This is a genomic window from Rhizobium sp. PDO1-076 (genome assembly GCF_000247475.1).
Taxonomy (GTDB): Bacteria; Pseudomonadota; Alphaproteobacteria; order Rhizobiales; family Rhizobiaceae; genus Allorhizobium.
Genome location: NZ_AHZC01000255.1, coordinates 21,527 through 41,491, shown reverse-complemented (window position 1 = coordinate 41,491; position 19,965 = coordinate 21,527). Strand labels below are relative to the sequence as shown.

19 protein-coding genes are annotated in these 19,965 nt (G+C 59.0%); 7 read left to right on the top strand and 12 right to left on the bottom strand.

Annotated elements, in window-relative coordinates:
- Nucleotides 1-88 precede the first annotated feature (88 nt).
- Complete coding sequence (locus PDO_RS29450; RefSeq protein ID WP_007603029.1) at nt 89-484, bottom strand: hypothetical protein; 396 nt, start codon at nt 482-484, stop codon at nt 89-91.
- Nucleotides 485-724: 240 nt separating this feature from the next.
- Here PDO_RS29450 and PDO_RS14530 point away from each other — a divergent pair, with 240 nt between their 5' ends.
- The 5 genes from PDO_RS14530 (at nt 725) to PDO_RS28640 (ending at nt 6,202) form a co-directional block, all read left to right on the top strand.
- Nucleotides 725-1,390, top strand: coding sequence for a DUF3450 domain-containing protein (locus PDO_RS14530; RefSeq protein ID WP_007603027.1), 666 nt, complete (start codon nt 725-727; stop codon nt 1,388-1,390).
- A gap of 7 nt (nt 1,391-1,397) precedes the next feature.
- Complete coding sequence (locus PDO_RS14525) at nt 1,398-4,055, top strand: OmpA family protein (protein WP_007603025.1); 2,658 nt, start codon at nt 1,398-1,400, stop codon at nt 4,053-4,055.
- Nucleotides 4,056-4,070: 15 nt separating this feature from the next.
- On the top strand, nt 4,071-4,562 hold the full coding sequence (locus PDO_RS14520; protein WP_007603017.1) for a Rab family GTPase: 492 nt from the start codon (nt 4,071-4,073) through the stop codon (nt 4,560-4,562).
- A gap of 3 nt (nt 4,563-4,565) precedes the next feature.
- Complete coding sequence (locus tag PDO_RS14515; RefSeq protein ID WP_007603015.1) at nt 4,566-5,636, top strand: adenylate/guanylate cyclase domain-containing protein; 1,071 nt, start codon at nt 4,566-4,568, stop codon at nt 5,634-5,636.
- Nucleotides 5,637-5,812: 176 nt separating this feature from the next.
- The gene (locus tag PDO_RS28640) at nt 5,813-6,202 is read left to right on the top strand and encodes a hypothetical protein (protein ID WP_007603014.1); all 390 of its coding nucleotides are present in this window, start codon (nt 5,813-5,815) and stop codon (nt 6,200-6,202) included.
- Here PDO_RS28640 and PDO_RS29445 read toward each other — a convergent pair.
- The 9 genes from PDO_RS29445 to PDO_RS14470 form a co-directional block, all read right to left on the bottom strand.
- The gene (locus PDO_RS29445; RefSeq protein WP_007603013.1) at nt 6,123-6,410 is read right to left on the bottom strand and encodes a transposase; all 288 of its coding nucleotides are present in this window, start codon (nt 6,408-6,410) and stop codon (nt 6,123-6,125) included. The two genes, PDO_RS28640 and PDO_RS29445, sit on opposite strands and share 80 nt — an antisense overlap.
- 182 nt (nt 6,411-6,592) lie before the next feature.
- Nucleotides 6,593-8,044 carry a M20 family metallopeptidase gene (locus PDO_RS14505; protein ID WP_007603011.1) on the bottom strand — a complete coding sequence of 484 codons (1,452 nt, stop codon included), beginning with the start codon at nt 8,042-8,044 and terminating at the stop codon, nt 6,593-6,595.
- A gap of 109 nt (nt 8,045-8,153) precedes the next feature.
- Nucleotides 8,154-9,698, bottom strand: a complete 1,545-nt coding sequence (locus tag PDO_RS14500; protein ID WP_007603008.1) for an ABC transporter substrate-binding protein — start codon at nt 9,696-9,698, stop codon at nt 8,154-8,156.
- 37 nt (nt 9,699-9,735) lie between these two features.
- Nucleotides 9,736-10,611 (bottom strand): serine hydrolase, encoded by an 876-nt coding sequence (locus PDO_RS14495; RefSeq protein ID WP_007603007.1) that lies wholly within the window; start codon nt 10,609-10,611, stop codon nt 9,736-9,738.
- Between the two features lie 2 nt (nt 10,612-10,613).
- Nucleotides 10,614-12,242 (bottom strand): ABC transporter ATP-binding protein, encoded by a 1,629-nt coding sequence (locus tag PDO_RS14490; RefSeq protein ID WP_007603005.1) that lies wholly within the window; start codon nt 12,240-12,242, stop codon nt 10,614-10,616.
- Nucleotides 12,239-13,057, bottom strand: coding sequence for an ABC transporter permease (locus tag PDO_RS14485; RefSeq protein WP_007603004.1), 819 nt, complete (start codon nt 13,055-13,057; stop codon nt 12,239-12,241). The genes PDO_RS14490 and PDO_RS14485 overlap by 4 nt, the downstream gene beginning before the upstream one ends.
- Nucleotides 13,054-13,998: an ABC transporter permease gene (locus PDO_RS14480; RefSeq protein WP_007603003.1), complete on the bottom strand. Its 945-nt coding sequence runs from the start codon at nt 13,996-13,998 to the stop codon at nt 13,054-13,056. Before PDO_RS14480 ends, PDO_RS14485 begins: the two co-directional genes overlap by 4 nt.
- A gap of 178 nt (nt 13,999-14,176) precedes the next feature.
- Complete coding sequence (locus tag PDO_RS14475; protein WP_037074279.1) at nt 14,177-15,082, bottom strand: LysR family transcriptional regulator; 906 nt, start codon at nt 15,080-15,082, stop codon at nt 14,177-14,179.
- 55 nt (nt 15,083-15,137) lie between these two features.
- The gene (locus PDO_RS14470; RefSeq protein WP_007603000.1) at nt 15,138-16,043 is read right to left on the bottom strand and encodes a LysR family transcriptional regulator; all 906 of its coding nucleotides are present in this window, start codon (nt 16,041-16,043) and stop codon (nt 15,138-15,140) included.
- 112 nt (nt 16,044-16,155) lie between these two features.
- On the opposite strand from PDO_RS14470, the gene PDO_RS14465 reads away from it, so the two are divergent.
- Nucleotides 16,156-17,565, top strand: coding sequence for an MmgE/PrpD family protein (locus PDO_RS14465; RefSeq protein ID WP_007602995.1), 1,410 nt, complete (start codon nt 16,156-16,158; stop codon nt 17,563-17,565).
- Nucleotides 17,566-17,818: 253 nt separating this feature from the next.
- Complete coding sequence (locus PDO_RS14460) at nt 17,819-18,442, top strand: pyridoxamine 5'-phosphate oxidase family protein (protein ID WP_007602992.1); 624 nt, start codon at nt 17,819-17,821, stop codon at nt 18,440-18,442.
- A 125-nt stretch (nt 18,443-18,567) separates the two neighbouring features.
- Here PDO_RS14460 and PDO_RS14455 read toward each other — a convergent pair whose 3' ends face one another.
- Entirely contained in the window at nt 18,568-19,191 is a 624-nt protein-coding gene (locus tag PDO_RS14455) for a thiamine phosphate synthase (protein ID WP_007602990.1), read from the bottom strand.
- Nucleotides 19,188-19,964 carry a thiazole synthase gene (locus PDO_RS14450; RefSeq protein WP_007602989.1) on the bottom strand — a complete coding sequence of 259 codons (777 nt, stop codon included), beginning with the start codon at nt 19,962-19,964 and terminating at the stop codon, nt 19,188-19,190. Before PDO_RS14450 ends, PDO_RS14455 begins: the two co-directional genes overlap by 4 nt.
- Nucleotide 19,965 lies beyond the last annotated feature (1 nt).

The window sequence follows — 19,965 nt, the reverse complement described above, 5'->3', positions numbered from 1 at the left end:
GTTCCAGCGTAAATCAATAACCGCTCCCATCTGATGGGGGCGGTTATTGCGTTTCCGAGAGCGGCTAAGCTGGAAGAAATGCAGGGGCTCAGGTCACCTGTGACCTGAGCCCCAATCTCCCTCCAGTTTTCGAGAGAGTCTTGGGCACAATAGAAAAGCCCGCTGTTCGATTAAATAAGTAGGTCTGCTGCGTGGTAATGCGCCGGCAGTGAATGAAGTCGTTGTCTACAGCCGTCACTAAGCAGATGAGGCTAGCGTTGACGCTATTCCTGGCGTGGACTAGATCCCCTTCTGCAACCCAGTCGCGCACGATCTGAACCGTCACGCGACCGAGCCGAACTGCATCGCTGCGTGAGCCACCATCATAGATCGATGCGGGCGAAACAAGCCGCCGCGCCTGATCGGCATCGCGTGTCTGGCGAGCTAGGCGCCGTAACCTGGCCCCCCCGTCGAAATCCGACCGCAATGAAAGCGCCGAACCCATCGCAAACCTCCTGTTTGCGCCAGAGGTTCAGATTCGTCGGCCGTTGGGAATCCCCATGAGGCCACACTTACCGACAGCTGGTATGAGCGCTCGACTGCGTCGCGAATCGGCTTGAAGGGGCTGCAATATGAATCAGTCTAGGTCAAGATGATTCCGGCTTGTGGGCCAGCTGTTTTGCTGACATTCTTCCCTGTGAACGGGGTTGCACTGTGGCACGTGTTCAAATGGAGGGATATAGGCATGGCAAAGGAGCCTTCGATTACCGCTTCTTCTACGAGTAAGGCGGATGAAAGTCTGATAGGTACTATTGAGGGAAACGGGCTGAACTTCATGGCGGCCCAAGCCCGCGAGGGCGGGATCTCCGGTGACGCTGTAGGTGTCGACAAGATACGCGATCTGCTGTTCGGCAACCAGATGCAGGACTATGACCGCCGCTTTTCCAAGCTTGAAGAACGGTTCCTGCAGCGCTTCAAGGATGTCGAATCCGAAGCCAAGCGCAATCTTGAAACCTACGAGTCAAATGCAAAGAAGCAGGTCGAGTCGCTCGCGGCGCAATTGCGGAGCGAAAAAGATGCGCGAGCCGAGGCAGACAAGGAGATTGACCGAAATCTTCGCGAGCAAAATCAGGCACTTGAAAAGCAGGTGCGCGCGTTGTCGGATCAATTGAGCGAGCTTGAGCGTGACGTTGCGGACCGGATGAATCGCATCGATCATTTGCTGCGTGAGGAAATCAAGCAAAAGAACGAAAGCATTCAGATGCTTATGGAGAAAATGTTCTCCGATCTCAATCACGTCAAGACCGACAGGAATCTTCTGGCTGGCCTGTTTGTCGAGGTTGCAAAATGCATAAATCAGGATCACGGCGGCAGCAATGGCAACTCGGAACGTAGCTGGAAAGTGAGTTGATAGGAACTTGACGTCGAGCCTCGACCCAATCAGGCTTCCTCAAAGCGCCGCCTCGATCGATACCGAAATCGATCGCGCGGCTCTGGCCCTTCTTTTGGTCGAAATTGCCCGGAACGTCGATCCGGAACATCATGCGCGTTTCGATGATGTTCCAGCCTCCGACCATCGCATGGAAACGCTGCGCCAGTTGCTGGTCGGCCGCGAAATTTCTGAGCTTTCACGCGTTACGCATCTGCTGGGCGAAGCTGAGCAGTTTGCGGACGCAGTGGGCGGCGTTCTTCCCAGTGCAACCGCACGGGCGCCTCATGTGCAACTCGGCGAGGCCCTTGCGCCAGCCGTAGAGAGGGCTGTGCAACGGTCGATCCAGAAGAGCCCGGGTACGCTGACGGATATATTGTACCCGGTGTTTCTGCCGGCAATTCGCAAGTCGATCGGGGAAAAGATCGACCAGACCTTTCAGTCCCTGAATGAAACTTTAAGGCATATATTTACCTGGCATGGACTGAAGTGGAGATTTGAATCCTGGAGAACTGGTGCCAGCTTCTCGGAAGTCGTCCTGAAGCATTCCCTCGTCTATCGGGTAGAACATGTCTTCCTCATCAACCGAAAATCGGGGCTTTTGATCGCGCATGTAACTGCCGATAATGCAACGAGCGAGGATCCCCAACTCATTTCCTCGATGCTCAGTGCCATTCAGGACTTTGTGAAAGACTCATTTCACGAGAAAGAACAGAGCGGCCTGGACACGATCCGCTTCGGGGAGCTTCGTCTCTGGTCGGAAGTGGGACCGTTTGCGACCTTGGTTGCGGTGATCCGGGGAAATCCGCCAGAGGAACTGCATGAAATAGTTCGCGATGTGTTGCTTCGAATCCATGATGAATACGCGCTAGCTTTGGAGCAGTTTGACGGCGACAACTCTCAGTTGGTTGGCATAGAAACACGGCTGCAGACCTGCGTTGACATGAAGCAGGAGGACTCACAGCAGGGATTTCCGTGGCTGGTGGTGGCTGCAGTCCTGCTGGTTTCGATCCCGGCTGCCGTTTGGCTCTTTCTTTCCTGGCAATCCGGGCAGCGCTGGCAGGCCTATGTGTCGCGACTGGAGGCTCAGGCGGGCATTATCGTTGCCGAACAAAAGGTGTACGGCGGCCAATTCTACATTTCCGGCCTGAGAGACCCGCTTGCCACCGACCCGCAGTCGTTGTTGTCCGGAACGCAGGTCGATCCCGCCCAGGTTCATTCGCAATGGCAATTCTATCAGAGCCTTGAGCCGGAGTTCGTGTTGAAGCGGCTGACGGCGTCGCTGGCTCCACCCGGATCTGTTCTGCTTTCGATCGTCGAGGGTCGCATCGTTGCCGAGGGCGAGGCTCCCGATACCTGGATAGAACGGGCGCGTGCTGCGGCCCGCCAGCTTTCGGCAGGCGGACCGGAATTCGACATCTCCAAGGTACGTGACGTGAGCCCAGAAGCCCGCGCGGCGGAGCGCTGGCAAGCCTATGTGTCGCGGCTCGAGGCCCAGCCCGGCATTATCGTTGCCCAACAAACGGCGAGGGGAGGACAATTTTACGTTTCCGGCCTGAGAGACCCGCTTGCCACCGACCCGCAGTCGTTGTTGTCCGGAACGCAGGTCGATCCCGCCCAGGTTCATTCGCAATGGCAATTCTATCAGAGCCTTGAGCCGGAGTTCGTGTTGAAGCGGCTGACGGCGTCGCTGGCTCCGCCCGAATCTGTTCTGCTTTCGATCGTCGAGGGTCGCATCGTTGCCGAGGGCGAGGCTCCCGATACCTGGATAGAACGGGCGCGTGCTGCGGCCCGCCAGCTTTCGGCAGGCGGGCCGGAATTCGACATCTCCAAGGTTCGTGACATGAGCCCAGAAGCCCGCGCGGCGGAGCGCTGGCAAGCCTATGTGTCGCGGCTCGTGGCCCAGCCAGGCATCATCGTCGCTGAACAAACGGCGAGGGGCGGCCAATTCTACATTTCCGGCCTGAGAGACCCGCTCGGCGCCGACCCGCAGTCGCTGCTATCAGGAACGCAGGTCGATCCCGCCCGAGTTCATTCGCGATGGCAATTCTATCAGAGCCTTGAACCGGAGTTCGTGTTGAAGCGGCTGACGGCGTCGCTGGCTCCGCCCGAATCTGTTCTGCTTTCCATCGTCCAGGGTCGCCTCGTTGCCGAGGGTGAGGCCCCTGCCAACTGGATCAACCGTGCGCGGGCCGCCGCGGAGCAACTTTCGGCGGACGGCGTGGTTCTGGATGTCTCGCAACTGCGTGAGTTGAACCTTGCAGAACTCAATTATTTGAGAGAGGCCATCCAGGCGACCGATATTTTCTTCTATTCCGGCAAGGCTGTGCCGGGACCAGAGCAGACGCCGGTCCTCGACAGGTTGGCGGATCAGATAAAGGAATTCGCCCAAAAGGCCCGAAAGTCAGGCGCAACAGCGCGGTTCATGTTGACCGGCCATGCGGACGCCACGGGCCGTGAGACGGCCAACGTGTCGATCAGTGCTTCCCGCGCCGAGACGGTTCGTGCGCTGCTCAACAAGCGCGGTGTCGCGCCGGAGCTGCTGGTGGTTCGGGGTGCTGGCACTTTTGAACCGGTGGTGCCTGAAAATAGTCGAACGGGGAGCTCCACCAATCGCCGGGTTTCGATTACGATAAGCTTGGAGTAGTGCGGAGCTGGGAAGTTGCAAAAGAAGATCTGCATGTTGGGTGGCTTCTCCGTCGGAAAGACGAGTCTGGTGCGCAGATTTGTGCAAAGCATCTTTTCAGATACCTACTTGACCACGGTGGGCGTGAAAATCGACAAGAAGAGTGTCGCACTCCCGAACAGAACCGTGGATCTGATTTTGTGGGATTTGGCCGGCGAAGACGACATCGGTTCCTTCCGCGTCAGCAATGTGAGGGGTGCGACCGGGCTTGTGCTTGTCGCCGATGGCACCCGCGCCGCAACTCTTGCGGTGGCGCTCACTCTGCGCGAGCGGGTCGAGGCCGAATTCGGCGCCATGCCGTTCGTACTGCTGTTCAACAAATCCGACCTGAGAGATCGGTGGGCAATATCGGATCGTGAGATTGACGAATTCAGGCAACTTGGATGGCAAATCTATCTGACAAGTGCGCTTTCGGGTGAACATGTTGATGATGCGTTTCATCAGCTTGCCTCGATGGTCACCGCATAGACCATGCGTAGATTGCCAAGAGAAGTCGGAAGCTGGATTTATGATTTCTTCTATAATGAGCACTCTGTCGCATATCTGAAAATTGACGCCCGGCTTTGCATAGCTGCCAAGGGCGGAAATGTTGAACATTACGGGCTCTCATCGCTTTGCATTGGCAAGCCTGTTGCCGATCAGCTTGAATTCATGGAAGGTTTGCTGCCTTGCCCGGAGCTCCCATGTCATATGGCCATGGTCGAGCTGCCCAACGGGCGTGTCGCGGACCTTCATCTTTTTACCGGCAATGCCTGCGTGTGGCTGCTCTTTCTTGACACCACTGCCGAACGCGACAACAAGCAGCGGCTTCAACAGAAGGCTTATGAAATGACCCTCCTGGAAGAGAGGGAGCGTCAACTCAACGAGAAACTGCAATCGACGAACGAGGCGTTGAGGAAGAGCCAGGAGGGACTGTCGCGTGAATACCAGCGCGCCGAATCCCTACTCCTCAACATCCTTCCGGCGTCGATTGCGGAGCGGTTGAAGGCTAACAAGAAAATTGCCGACAACCACGCAGAGGTGAGTGTGCTTTTTGCCGACATCGTCGGTTTTACGGAAAGAACGCGGAGCGTCGGAGCCGTGACAACGCTCGCCATGTTGAATTACTTCTTCAAGACGGCGGATCGGCTATCGGAACGATACGGCTGTGAAAAGATCAAGACAATCGGCGATTGTGTGATGGTGGTCGCCGGGCTACCCCTCGCACGATCCGATCACGCAAATGCTCTCGCGCGCTATGCACTCGAACTGCGCAAGGCGGTTAAGCGCGAACGCTTCGCAGGAGAACCGCTAAGACTCAGAATTGGAATTCACTCCGGACCAATCGTCGCTGGCGTCATCGGCAAAAGGCGGTTCGCCTACGACCTTTGGGGCGAGACCGTTAATCTCGCCTCACGCATTCAAACGTCCGCGGAGCCCGATGAGATCCGTATTTCGGATGCAACTCACCAACTGCTTGGACCAAAATTTGTTTGCGACCCTCTCGAGGAAACGGAATTGCGTGGCACAGGTCGTGTGCGGATGTGGAGGCTCTCGGCCTAGACGCGCCGTGCCGCAGCTGAATTCTCACGGAGGCGCCTTGGGATTGGTGTTCTGACCCAACGACGCTTGCAAGTTGATAGGCATCGCAATCTGCTGATTTCAGAGTTTCCGCTTTTCATGTAAAATTCCAATGCTGCCATAAGTTTTATTGTCATTGATGCAGCGGTTCGCAGCATATGCCTTTGTTCAGATATCTGGGTGACGATGCCTTTCTAATTTTTTCACGCAAGCATCGCTACCTTTATGAGGCGGCACTGCTCGACGTCTATGATCGCTTCTTCTCCAGCGGGGCGGTGTTTCCTATGCCGCAGGAGCTGGTGCACGCCATCTACAATCTCATTGCCCGGCGGCCGGATTTGCTGGCCGATGCGGAGGATCCAGTCGAAGGATTGCCGGAGGTGGTTTCGAAGGGGCGTCGCCGGCTGAAATTCACCGGTAATGGTGACGGGGCGGCCGATCGGGCGCTGAAGGTGGCGCACAGGTCTATCAGGGGCTGGTCCGCACCGGCTGGCTTGAAGGCTGGGCTGCCGGTGCGGAATCCGACACGACAACCCGCACCAAGGTAGTGGTGGACCGTTTCGCGGCCTCCTCGATCTGGCATAGCTCCTTGCGCCAGCGAAAGAGTTGACTGACCTGGATTCCGGCCGCGCGGGCAATCTCAGAGATAACCCCGTCCTGCTCAAAGCACGCCGCGACGAGGCGTTCTTGGTCTTCGCATGACCAGCGCCGACGGCGCTCTACGGACGTGATCACCTCAATTGGATGCTTCGTCATATGACTACTCCTAGTGTTGCCACTAGGACTGGCAGTCAACAGCCCATCATCGCAAGACGGCCTTCACCGTGGGCTTACGCGTTCTCCGGGAAAGACCGAGAGTCTGATCTATAGATTCGGATACATGCACCCACGCATCGGCACCCAGACGCAGGAAAAGACGATCCGCATCGGCAGAAAGCTTATGCATACACTACCGTGTCCGGCATGACAGATTCCGGTATAGGGCAGATGTAGGGCTGATCACTGATTTTCTCGAGCCACTCCGCTTTCGCGTTGGCCAGCAATTGCGGTGACGTTGCGAGGTCAAGCCCGGTTGCAGCCATTGCTTTTGCCGCATGGATCATCGCCTTGTGGGCGGCGGGGCTCCGGCCTTGTGCAACCACCTGCCAGGTATGCGGATTGGTGCCGATCGCCCAGGCAGGCGCCCAGCATTGCGCGGTCGGCGTGACGCGGCTGACATCGCCGACATCGGTCGAGCCGGCGCGGAAATGCGACTGACCCTCGAAATCACGCAGGCCCAGATGCAGCGGTGTCGAGCCATCGATCTTCTCGTTGGAAAAGACATCCTTCTTGATCTGGTAAAGCCGGATGCTGCTGCGGATCGCTTCGCCAGAAAACGTCGCCTGGATCCTGGCCGCAAAATCGATGTCCTTCTGGTCAAAAGGCACAGGGCCGATCGAAACCAGATTGTCATGGATGGCGTTTTCAAGCGTCAGATTGGGCAGGAGATTGGTCGCGGCCGTGTCGAAGACGATCTCGACTTCGGTTTCGGTCATCATCGCGGCTCCACGCGCGACCTTGTCGATCCGCTCGGCCAGTGCCAGGGCTTCTGACATTTCCGGTGCGCGCACCAGATAGAGAACCTCTGCCTTGGCCTGCACGACATTTGCGGCGCGTCCACCTGCATCGGTAATGGCATAATGCACGCGGCAATCCTGCGGCATGTGCTCTCGCAGGAAGTTGACGCCGATATTCATCAGTTCGACGGCATCGAGTGCAGAACGCCCGAGATGGGCGGCATTGGCAGCATGGGCAGCCACACCCTTGAACTGATAGTAATATTCGAGAACGGCGAGATTGTTGGTCGAACGCACGCCGTTGAAGGGGGCGGGGTGCCAGGTGAGCGCCGCATCGACATCGGCAAAGGCACCAGCCCGGACCATGAAGGTCTTGCCGGAGCCGCCTTCTTCGCCTGGGCAACCGTAATAACGGACAGTGCCCGGCAGGCCATTGGCTTCCAGATGTTTGGCAAGTGAGATGGCTGCCAGCATCGAGCCGCTGCCGAGAAGATTGTGGCCGCAGCCATGGCCGCTGGCACCCGAGGCCAGTTCTTCCTGTTTGGCAACGCCGTCCTTCTGGCTCATGCCGGCCAGCGCGTCATATTCGCCGAGAAAGGCAATGACCGGCTTGCCTTTGCCATATTCGCCGATGAAGGCGGTCTTCATGCCGGCAATGTCCTGGCGCACCGAAAAACCGTTCTGCTTCAGCGTGTCGATCAACAGATCCGAGGATTGGACTTCCTGGAACTTCAGCTCGGCGAATTCCCAGATCCTGTCGCTGAGCGTCGTGAATGTCGGCGCAAGGTGATCGATGGCCGTGGTGAGCGATTGCAGGGCGGCGGTATCGGGCATGCTATGTCCTCGGGAAATCAGGTCTGTGGCGCAGGAATTGATGTCCGCTGATTTTGACTGCGGACGAGCGGGTGGCGCGGCGTCAATGGACGCGCCACCCGGCTTCACTTTACTTGTCGAGCGAAACTTCCCAGAGGCGGGCATTCGACTGCCAGACCGGCTGACCCTTGAGTGCCTTGGTCGCGCCCCAGACGTCGATCATGTCGTAGAGGAAGATGCCGGGCATTTCCTGGAGCATCAGTTCGTGGAATTCGTCGAAGATCGCCTGACGCTTGGTCGTGTCGATTTCCGCATAGGCCGCCTTCATCAGGTCTACGGCCTTCGGGTTGTCCCACATCAGCGAGGCATTCTTGTCCTTGTCGCCGACATAGAAGCTGTACATCAAAGCCGGGTCGAGGCGCGGTGCCACGGACTGCGAGATGATCTGGTAGTTGCCGGAGCGACGGCGGTCGACCTGGGTCGCATAATCGAGCACCTCTATCTGCACGTTCAGACCGATCTGCTGCAGCATGGCCTGGGCGATGACGGCGGCCGGGAAGCTCGGCACGTTGCCGCGCTTGTTGGCGATGATGCTGATCGGTTCGCCCTTGTAGCCAGAGTCAGCCAGTTCCTTCTTGGCGGCCTCCAGATCGTAAGGCAGGCGCTTCTGCTGGGTATCGCTGAAATACACCGAGTCCGAGGCAACCATCGAGCCGTTTGCCTTGCCGGTGCCGTTCGAGGCTGCGGCGACCAGTTCGTCGAGATCGAGTGCCATGGCCATCGCGCGGCGCACGCCGGGCTTGCCCATGATCGGGTCGCGGGTCTGGATATAGAACAGGTTCTTGCCGTTGTTCTGCGAGATGATGACCTGCGCGGTTTCGCTCTTTTCGAATTCAGGGATCAGGTCGGGCGAGATTTCGGCAGTGTCCAGAACGCCGGACTGCAGGCCGGCCTTCACCGTCGAGGCATCCGGAATGACCATGAACTTGATGCCGTCGACCAGCGGCCGCTTCGAGCCGACCATGCCATCGGGCGTGCCGTCATTGGTCGGGGAGACATAACCGTCGAACTTGGCGAGATGGATATATTCACCCTTCTTCCATTCGTCCCACTGGAACGGACCGGTGCCGATCGGCTTGTCGAAGGTGCCGTCGGCAGCCACGGATTCAGGCGAGATCATGCCGGTATAGCCGCATTCCGGGCGCGACATCAGTCCGAGGAAAACCGCCGAAGGCTTGTCGAGCGTCATTTCGACGGTGGTGGTATCGGTTGCCTTGACGCTCGTGACTTTCAGGGTGGCGCTGCCATCGAAATCCTTCAGGCAGGTCCATTTGGTTGCGGGGTCGAGATAGCGGTTCCAGTTCCAGACGACGTCTTCGGCGGTCAGGGTCTTACCGTTGTGGAATTTCACGTCCGGGCGCAGCTTGAACGTATAGGTCAGGCCATCGGCTGACATGTCGACGGACTGGGCCAGAAGTGGCTTGACCTCGCCATTGTTGGCATAGCCGACAAGGCCTTCGACGATATGCAGGATCACGCCATCGGTATTGCCGTCGCGGTTGACGCCGGGATTGCTGCTGCGCAGATCGGAGCTCTGGGCGATGACGATATCGCGGGCGGTGGAAACACCGGCAAGCGACATCAGGATCGTTCCGGCCAGGAGAATGGTCTTCATGTTCTACCCTCTTTTTTGTTGAAGTTTATCAGTGTGTTCAGGCTTGGAATTCGTCCCAGCAGGCGCGTGACAGCCTGCCGATGGTTTCGAGCGACATCGTGTAGCCCGGCGTGCCGTCGGGCATTTCCTGCGGCACCTGATCGGTGAAGGCAGCGATGATGTAGAAGGGCTTGCCGTCGCGGTAGACGATGCCGGCATTCATCCGTCCGCGTTTTCCGGTCCCGCCCTTGTGGGCGACGACGGTGCCGAATGGCAGTCTTGAGGGAATGGCATACCGCAGGATCTGGCTCTTCAGCGTCTGCAGCGCATAGGCGCATAGCTCCTGCGAGCAGCCGAGTTTTGCCGCTTCCTCCGGCGATGTCTGGGCATCAAGGATAGACTGCAGCAGAAACGCCTGATCGCGCGCCGTTGTCGTGGTGACGGATTTCAATGTGTGATCCGGCGACAGGGCCAGCGGTGGAATGAGGAAACGGTGATGCGTGCCGCTCATGCCGATCGACTTGCAGTAGCTGTCGACCTCTTCCAACGTCAGCCTTTCGAAGACCATCTTGGTGCAGACATTGTCGCTCAGCACCATCATGCCGGTGATGGCGTCACGCAGCGAGATGACGATACCGGGCGTCATGTAGCGGAACATGCCGCTAGCGACTTCTTCGGCAAAGCGCGCCTCGTAGGTGATCTGCTCGTCGAGATCGAGCCGGCCTTCATGCACTGCCTTGAGCGCTGCCATCATGATCGATGTCTTGCGCGTGCTGGCAGATGGTGTCTCCTCATCCGCACCACGATCGAAAGTCTCGCCACTCACTAGGTTACGGATGCTGAAGCGCGTGATGAAACTCTGTGCGTCGCAGACGGCGTTGAGGCGTTCGGCCGTTGTGCCGGCCGGCTTTTGAATTGTCGTGCTGTTGGTCATTTTCAATTCTCCAGGCGCCATTTCAGTTTGACGCCGCCGGTCTCGTTCAGATCGAGTGCGGGGATGGCCGAGAGCAGGCGCCGCGTATAGGCCTCCTTCGGCGTGTCGAAGATCGTGTCGCGGTCGCCCTGTTCGATGATCCGGCCGTCCTGCATGACGACGACACGGTCGGCCACCTGCTCAACGACGCCGAGATCGTGGCTGATGAACAGGCAGGAAAAACCATAGCGCTTCTGCAGGTCGGAAAAGAGCGTCAACACCTGCGCTCGCACGGTGACGTCGAGAGCGGAGACCGGTTCGTCGGCAATCAGGAAGCGCGGCCGGCGGGCAATCGCACGGGCAATCGCCACGCGCTGCCGCTGGCCGCCCGACAGTTCGTGCGGATATCGCGGTGCATATTCCGGCCCGAGACCGACTTCCTCCAGCGTTTCGTAGGCACGCTTGGTCTTGGCAGCGCGGTCGATGCCGGGCACCAGCCGCAGCGCTTCCTCGACCAGCGCCAGAATGGTCATGCGCGGATCGAGCGATGAATAGGGATCCTGGAATACCATCTGGCAGTTCAGCCGGTAGTCCTGCCAGTCGGCATCGCGCTTGCGCCCCTTAAACAGGATCTCGCCCTCGGTTTCCTTGACCAGTCCGGCAATAGTCCGCCCAAGCGTTGTCTTGCCCGACCCAGAGCCGCCGACCAGCGCCACGACTTCACCTTCGTGGATGTCGATCGAGACGCCGTGCAGGGCGCGTTTGGGGACGCCCTTCTTCAGCAGGGATTTGCGGCCGGGATAATCGACGACGATGTCGTGGGCAGACACCATTGGTGCCGACGTGGCGTCGATCGTGCGAACCTCGCCGCGGATCGGCAAGGATGAAAGCAGCTTGCGCGTATAGGCATGCTGCGGCGTCTCGAGGATCTGCTCGGTGGTTCCGGCCTCAACGATCGCGCCTTTTTCCATCACGACGATGCGGCTGGTATAACGTGCCACCATTGGCAGGTCGTGGCTGATCAGAAGGACGGCCGTGCCTTCCGCCTTGGTCAGTTCGACCATCAGTTCCATCACGTCGCGCTGGATGACCGCGTCGAGCGCTGTTGTCGGCTCGTCGGCAATCAGCAGGGCCGGCTTCAGCAGCATGACCGAGGCCAGCATGATGCGCTGGCGCATGCCGCCGGAAAACTCATGCGGATAGGCGCTCAACGCCCGTTCCGGCTCGCGGATGCCAACCCGCTCCAGCATAGCGAGGATCTTTTTGCGCCGTTCCGCCGGTGTGTCGTTGGTATGCAGGGTCAGACCTTCCTCCAACTGTCGGCCGATGGTCATTGACGGATTGAGCGATGTCATCGGCTCTTGGAACACCAGGCCGATCTCGGCACCGCGCATCCGGCGCAGATCCGCTTCGCTCATCGATGTGATGTCGCGCCCCTTGTAGATGACCTGACCCGCGATCTTGCGGATGGCCGGTGGCAGAAGCGAGATCAGCGCGCGGGTGGCAAGCGACTTGCCGGAACCGCTTTCGCCGACGATGCCGAAAATTTCACCCGCCTCGAGGTCGAAACTGACATCCTTGACCACTTCGACACCGCGATGCGCGACCTCGAGCGTCAGATTGCGCAGGCTGAGAAGTTTTTCCTGTGTCATTTCAGACCTCGCATGCGGGGATCGAGTTTGTCGCGCAGTGCATCGCCGAGCAGGTTAATGCCGAGCAAAGTGAGGGCGATGCAGAGACCGGGGAAAAGCCCGAGCCAGACGGCCTGTTCGATGAAGGGGCGGCCGGCGGCCAGCATATTGCCCCAGGTGGGAGCCGGTGGCGGTACGCCGAGGCCGAGGAAGCTGAGGGCGCTTTCCGACAGGATCGCCCAGCCGAACATCGAGGTGGAGAGGACCGTGATCGGTGCCAGGCAATTCGGCAGGATATGCCGCAGCATGGTGTAGATCTCGCTATTGCCCATGATCTTCGAGGCTTCGATGAATTCGCGTTCGCGCAGCGACAGAACCGCACCACGAACGACGCGGGCCATCGATGGCGTATAGGCGATGCCGAGCGCGAAAATGATGCCATACTGGTTGGCGCCGAACACCGCGAGCAGGCCGAGCGCCAGCAGGATGCCTGGGAAGGCCAGCAGCGCATTGTTGATCGCCATGATCACGCCATCGATCCAGCCGCGGGCGTAGCCGCTGATCATGCCGATCAGGGTGCCGACGATGGTGGCGAAGCCGACGGTCAGGCAGCCGATCCAGACGCTGGCGCGCGCGCCGATCATCAGGCGGCTGGCGACATCGCGGCCGAATTCGTCGGTGCCGAGCCAATGGGCGGCGCTGGGGGCTGCAAGCCTTGCGGTGAAGCTCAGCTTCATCGGGTCGTACGGCGTCCAGATGAGGCCGATGGCGGCGACAGTCAGCAGGATGGCAACGAGCACGCCGCCGATCAGGCCGTTGAGGGTAAAGTGTTTCATTCGGCCACCACACGCGGATCGAAGAGGGGATAAAGAAGATCGACGATCAGGTTGACGACCACATAGGAGAGCGCAACGAACAGCAGGCATCCCTGGATGACCGGGTAGTCGCGCTGGAAGATGCTGTCGACCATCAGGCGGCCGAGGCCGGGGATGGTGAACACGGTCTCGATGACGGCGATTCCGCCGAGCAGGTTGCCGAGGATCAGGCCGATCATCGTCCAGGTCGGGCCGAAGGCATTCTTGAAGGCATGCTTCCAGAGAACGGTGCTTTCCGACAGGCCCTTGGCCCTTGCATGGGTGATGTAGTCCAGGCGCAGAACTTCGAGCGTCGAGGCGCGGGCCATACGAATCAGAACACCAGCCTCATGGATCACCAGCGTCATGATCGGCAGGACCAGATAGAGCAGGCCGCCGACCAGATTGTCGCTGATCGAGACATAGCCGAGCACCGGCAACCAGCCGAGCTTCAGGCCGAAGAAGAGTAGAAGCAACAGGCCGAGCCAGAAGGTCGGGATCGACAGCAGGACCGTTGCGGTGCCGACCAGCGCCAGATCGGTTATGCTGTTCTGCCGCCAGGCGGCAATTACGCCGGCCGGAACCGCGATCAGGCTGGCGAGGATCACCGCGATGATGACGATCTCGGCAGACACCATGAAACGCGAGACGACCAGCGGCAGGATTTCCTCGTCATTGACAATTGAGCGACCGAAATCGCCGGTCAGCACATTGCCGCTCCAGACGAGGAACTGCTTCGGCATGGATTTGTCGAGACCGAGTTCGGTGCGCATTTCGGCGATCTGCTCGGGCGTCGCCATGTCGCCAAGCATGAGGGCTGCCGGGTCACCCGGAATGAAGCGGATCAGCGCAAAGACGGTGATCGACACGATCAAGACGGTCGGCAGCGCCATCAGCAGACGGTTGAGTATGAATCTAATCATCGGTTCCCCTGAACGCGATTGTCGGGGCCGGATCTCGAAGTCACCGGCTGTTTATGCGGCGACTATGAGTGATGTAAAAATATTGCGCAATATTATGCAGTTTCATCATAGTCTTATGCAGATCGTGCTCGCCGTCAGGCGATACTGGATGCCTGGATTGGCATTCATGTTTTTGTTTCTATTCGACTTTCTGCGATCTTTCGATCTGGCGCTTCAACGCGGCCATCAAGGCTTTTGCGGCAAGTGACGATGGAGCGGCCGCCGGCTTGGCCAGGCCGAAATCCTGTGTCGTGACCGGAACGAAAGGTCGCTGCACGATCGGCAGGTGCCGATAGAGATTGGCAAAGAAGCTGCTCAGGATAGCAATGCCGAGCCCATGCGCGACATAGGCGCAGGCCGAGCTGTTGGTATGTGTCTCGATCTTTACATTCTGCTTCACGCCGGCGCGCTGGAACGTCTGGTCGAGCAGCATGCGGGTCGGCCGCTGCCGGCCGATATGGATCAGCGGCAGGCCGCGCAGGTCTTTCGGTGCGATTTCAGAAAGGGCGGCAAGCGGGTGGCTCTCGGGCAGAACGCAGACGCTGGTGCCTGTTGCCACCTTTTCCATTTCGACACCCGGTCCGATCTGGCCTTCATAGCGCAGGAAGCCGAAATCGATCACCTGCTGTTCGATAAGCTGGGCGATCACTGATGTTGTTTCGAAAAACGTCTCGATTCGCACTGTGGGAAATTCCCGCGCATAATCGACCAGCATGGCCGGTGCAAAATTCTCCCACATGCTGTTCGGCAGGCCGATGCGCACCACTTCCGGGCCGGCTGCACCGCTGCGCAGATCCTCGGCCAGCCCGGAGAACCGGCTCAGCCCGAGCAGAATGTTTTCCGCGTCGCGTGCCAGAATGCTCGCTTCCGGTGTTGCAATGAGCCGTCCTTTGTCGCGGTCGAACAAGGTCAGCGACAGATCGGATTCGAGCTGTTGCAGCAAACGACTGACGCCGGACTGGCTCAATCCCATGCTTTTGGCCGTTGCGATGGTCGAGCCGGTTGCAAGCAGGGTCTTCAACACTTCCAGCTGTTTGAAGTTGATCATCGGTGGGTGTGGTCCTGTGGCCAGTCGTGGCGGAGAAACAGCATGTCGCCTCTCATGTCCACTCCGCCAGATAGCGCAAAATGGGGCCCGCGGATTTTGGTAGCGGCACACGGTCGGAACTGACAATTGCATAATCGACGCTCAGGACCGGTTCGAGCGGCACGAAGGCCAGCGGCATCGTCCGGTATTCCAGCGCGAGCAATTCGCTGACGATGGCGATGCCCAGGCCCTCCGCCGCCAACGCGCAGGCGCAGCCGACCGAATGTGCCTCTATCGACGGTCGCTGGCGCAGCCCCTGCTGGTAGAACAGCGCTTCCAGTTCATGCCGGACCGGCCGTTCACGGTTCAACAGGATCAAATCCTGCGCTTTCAGGTCGGGCACAGTCAGTATCGGTTTTCCAGCCAATGAATGGTCGCGGTGCATGACGCAGATATTGCGCGACGACAGCCGGTGTTCCTCCCGCAGTCCGGGTGTTGGCGACGGCAGGCGGGTGAAACCGAGATCCGCATGACCGTCCGCGACCATGCGCTCGATCGCAACGTAGTTGCCGGAGGCGACCTCGATGCGGACAGGCCCGTTCTCGGCGAGGAAGCGCTTGATCAGGCGGGGCACCAAAGTCACAGAGAGGCTGGCCGGGAAGGCGAGGCGCAGCGGGATCTCAAGAGATCGACCATTTTCGAGCTCCAGTGCCGTCACTTTCAGCGCGGTCAGGCGGTCGGAGATCGCCCGGATTTCGGGGCCGAGCTGCAGGCCTTCTCGGGTGGCCGAAAGCCGGTTCTTGTCGCGGTCGAACAGGCGTACGCCAAGATAGAGTTCCAGCTGGTGCAGCAGGCGGCTGGCATTGGATTGGGAAATGCCCAGATCGGCAGCTGCTGCAATGGTCGAGCCGGTGGCGGCGATCGCGTCATAGGCGTGGATGTGCTTGACGCTGATCGTGATCTCGTTGCCCTGCGTCATTCTTTCTCCCAAAAACGAATAGAACCACCCGCAAACTGCATAAGATTGAACGACAGGTCTGAGCCTTCCATTATTGCAGCCAGTCTCAAAGACATTGCAAGGGTATTGGTGAATGGCAACAGTATTGGAAAGAATCGCAACACAGGTGGATTCAAGAACGACCTTTTCAGGTCTCGCCACAACTCGCGCTCAGCAGGCCATCATCGATACGATCGGCTGTATGGTGGCAGGAGCCTTTGATCCGACACCTCAATCTGCCGCGAAGGCCTTTCCCAACGAAATCGGTTCAAACGGGGTCTCGCTGGTGTTCAGCGGTGGGCGGGCATCGCCCTCGATCGCCGCTTTGGTCAATGGAACTGCTGCACATTGTCTGGATTTCGATGATAATTTCCATCCCGCCCGTGCCCATGCATCGGCGGTGCTGGTGCCAGCATTGCTGGCTATCGCATCGGCTGACGGTGCCATATCCGGTCATCAGCTTGTCCGGGCCTATCTTGCCGGCCTGGAAGCGCAGGCCGCTGTCGGTTTCGGCGTCAACCCGTCCCACTACAACAAGGGATGGCATGCGACCTCGACAGTCGGTTGCATCGGAGCGGCAGCTGGCGTGGCAGTTCTGCTTGGTCTCAATGACCTAGGTGTGGCGCAGGCCATGAGTATAGCGACCAGTTTTGCAGGCGGTCCGAAGGGCCAGTTTGGAACACCTGTGAAGCCACTCCATGCTGGAATTGCAGCGCGCAATGCGGTCGATGCGGCGTATCTTGCGCGCGCGGGGATAACCGGCAAACTGGACATCCTGGAGGGCTCACAGGGATTCCTTGGTCTGTTTGGTGGCGCGGAACAAGCGGGATGGAGTGCGCTCTCCTGGGACGAGAGCCATATTATAGAAACGCGGGGATTGGTGACCAAACTCCATCCTTGTTGCGCCTCTACGCATCGTGTGATCGACGCTGCCCGCGATTTGCAAAAGGAGCACGGATTCGTGCTCGATGATGTGCGGCGTATCGATACGAAGGTGGGTCGGTCTGCCGTCGACAATCTCGCTTATCCAGATCCCGCGGATGAAATGCAGGCACGGTTCTCGATGCAATATTGTCTTGCCGCTGCTCTTCTTCAAGGCAGGCTTTCTCTTGCGGATTTCACGCGAGACGCAATTTTCCGACCGGAGATCCGCCGCCAGATGCCAAAGATTTTTATGAGTGCCTTCAGCGTAGAGGAAGAGCGCGGCGTTGAACGTGTTGCGCACCAGGTTGCCGTGACACTGCTTGACGGGCGGACGGTACGGACCGAGCGACTTCATGCCAACGGTGCCATTGCGATGCCTCTGACGGACGCTGAACGCCAGTCAAAATTTTTGGATTGTCTGCGTTGGGCCGGCATAGAGGACGACCGTATCGCGGGAGCTCTGGCGGATATCGGATGTGTCACTTCCGTCAGGGAGAGGCTGGCATCCCTGGCAGATCTACTGAGAGCACGCCAGAGGCCTGCCAGTTCTCCATTACCCGCTTCGCACGGGGCGATCTGAAACTCATCAAGGCCAATGCTGTGGTGTGGGAACTGCATCACATATGGGCTGCGTCCAGAGGCCGCTGAGCTTGGCCAGTTCTACAGACTGGTTGCCCTCAAATTATGATGCGGTGATGGAACGTTAACAGCGTGCGCAGCAAGCCCACGAGGTGCTGGCTGAGAGTATTTGCGGCATGGCCTCGGATGCTTGGAGCATGATATGACACTGCAGCCAGCAGACTTGTGTCCTAAACGGTGTAGGGAGAAAATCAGTGCCATACCATTTTCTGGAGGTGGCTGTGACCCCGAGCGTTCGGGCAGCGCAGGCCGACATGGGCGCCGACCAGATCTGGCTGGGGGACCACGATCGTCCCTCCGATCGCTTCACGGAAAACGAGGTCGCCTTTATCGAGCAGCGTGACAGCTTCTACATCGCCTCCGTTTCCGAAACGGGTTGGCCCTATGTCCAGCACCGTGGCGGTGCGCCCGGTTTCCTCAAGGTCATTGATGACCAGACCCTGGCCTTTGCGGATTATCGCGGCAACCGCCAATATATCAGCACGGGCAATTTCGAGGAAAATGATCGTGCCTGCCTGTTTCTGATGGACTATCCGCGCCGGGCTCGTCTCAAGATGTACGGGCATGTCGAACGGCTGGCGCTCGATGCAGACCCGGCGCTGACAGAGCGTGTTCAGGATACTGGCTACAAGGCAAAAATCGAACGGATCTTCAAAATCCGTCTCGAAGCCTATGACTGGAACTGCCCGCAGCATATCACCCCCCGCTACACACAGCAGGAGGTCGAGCAGGCGGTTGATCCGCTGCGGCAACGATTGGCTCAGTTGGAAGCGGAGAATGCAATTTTGCGCTCACGGCTGGAGGGCAATGAAAAATGATGGCTGCAGCGCGACCACTCCCGGCTCCATGATGCGCGGCGGCTTCTGTTGTCCACAAGGCCTCAGGTCTCCGTGGGACGGCCATAGTCATTTTGCCGATTTCAACCGATCGTTCCTCACTGTCATCATTCCGGTCCGCTATTCTGCCGAATGGCCGAGGTCTGCTCGATCCATCGTTTCGTTTGCGCTTTCGGATCCTGGTTTTGCGTGATGTCGGTCACAACGGCGGCGATATCCGCGCCGTTTGCAAACACACCCGCAAGCCGATCGACGCGCAAGCCGCCGATTGCGACAAGCGGCATGGTGCCGATCCTGCTTTTCCACCGGGCGAGTTTTTCCGGACCTTGCGCTGACCATTTCATCTTTTTCAATATTGTCGGATAGATCGGTCCAAGTGCGACATAGTCGGGGGCAAGGGCCAGCGCGGTTTCCAGCTCAACCTCGTCATGGGTCGAAATGCCGATTTTCAGGTTGGCCTTGCGGATCGCGTTGATGTCTGCGCCGGCCAGATCTTCCTGGCCGAGATGGATGAAGTCGCATCCTTCGTCGATGGCAGTCTGCCAATAATCGTTGATGATCAGCTGGCAACCATGCCGCACGCAGATTTGCCTGGCGCGGCGGACATGATCGATTAACGTGGGCGGATCGATATTTTTCATGCGCAACTGCACGAGTTTCACGCCGCAGGGCACCAGCCTTTCGATCCAGTCGGCGCTATCGACAATCAAATAGAATGGGTCGAGCTTCACGCAAATACTCCCTTGCCGATGACCGGGGTCGAGGGAACGGCCATGTCGCGCGGCTCCAGCATGCCCGCCTGATAAGCTTTTTGCCCGGCAGTGATCGCTCCCGCGAAGGCCTGTGCCATCATCGGGGGATCCAGTGCGCCTGCGACCGCTGTGTTCAGAAGCACGGCGTCATAGCCAAGTTCCATGACGGTTGTCGCATGGGAGGGCCTGCCGATGCCGGCATCGACGATCAGCGGGATATCGGGAAACTCGGCCCGCATGGCCCGCAATGCGGTCTTATTTTGCGGCCCCATGGCGCTGCCGATCGGTGCGCACCAGGGCATCAGGACGCTGCAGCCGGCGGCCAGCAGTTTCTCCCCGACGACCAGGTCGTCGGTCGTGTAGGGAAAGACCTGGAAACCTTCCTGGTTGAGGATGCGTGCAGCGTCAACCAGGCCGAAGACATCGGGCTGCAGCGTGTCCTGGTGGCCGATGACCTCCAGCTTGATCCAGTTGGTGGAAAAGATTTCACGCGCCATTCTTGCTGTCAGCACGGCTTCTGATGCGCTGTGGCAGCCGGCGGTATTCGGCAGGACATGCATACCCAGATCCTTAACCAGCTGGAAGAATGCGCCGCCCGCCTTGCCGCCGGCCGTTTCGCGACGAAGCGATACGGTGAGGATCTCGGTGCCGGATCGGCGGATTGCCTCGGCGAGAATGGCCGGCGATGGATAGCGCGCCGTGCCGAGCAGCAGGCGCGATGAGACCTCAATGTCGTAGAGTGTTAGGGGCATG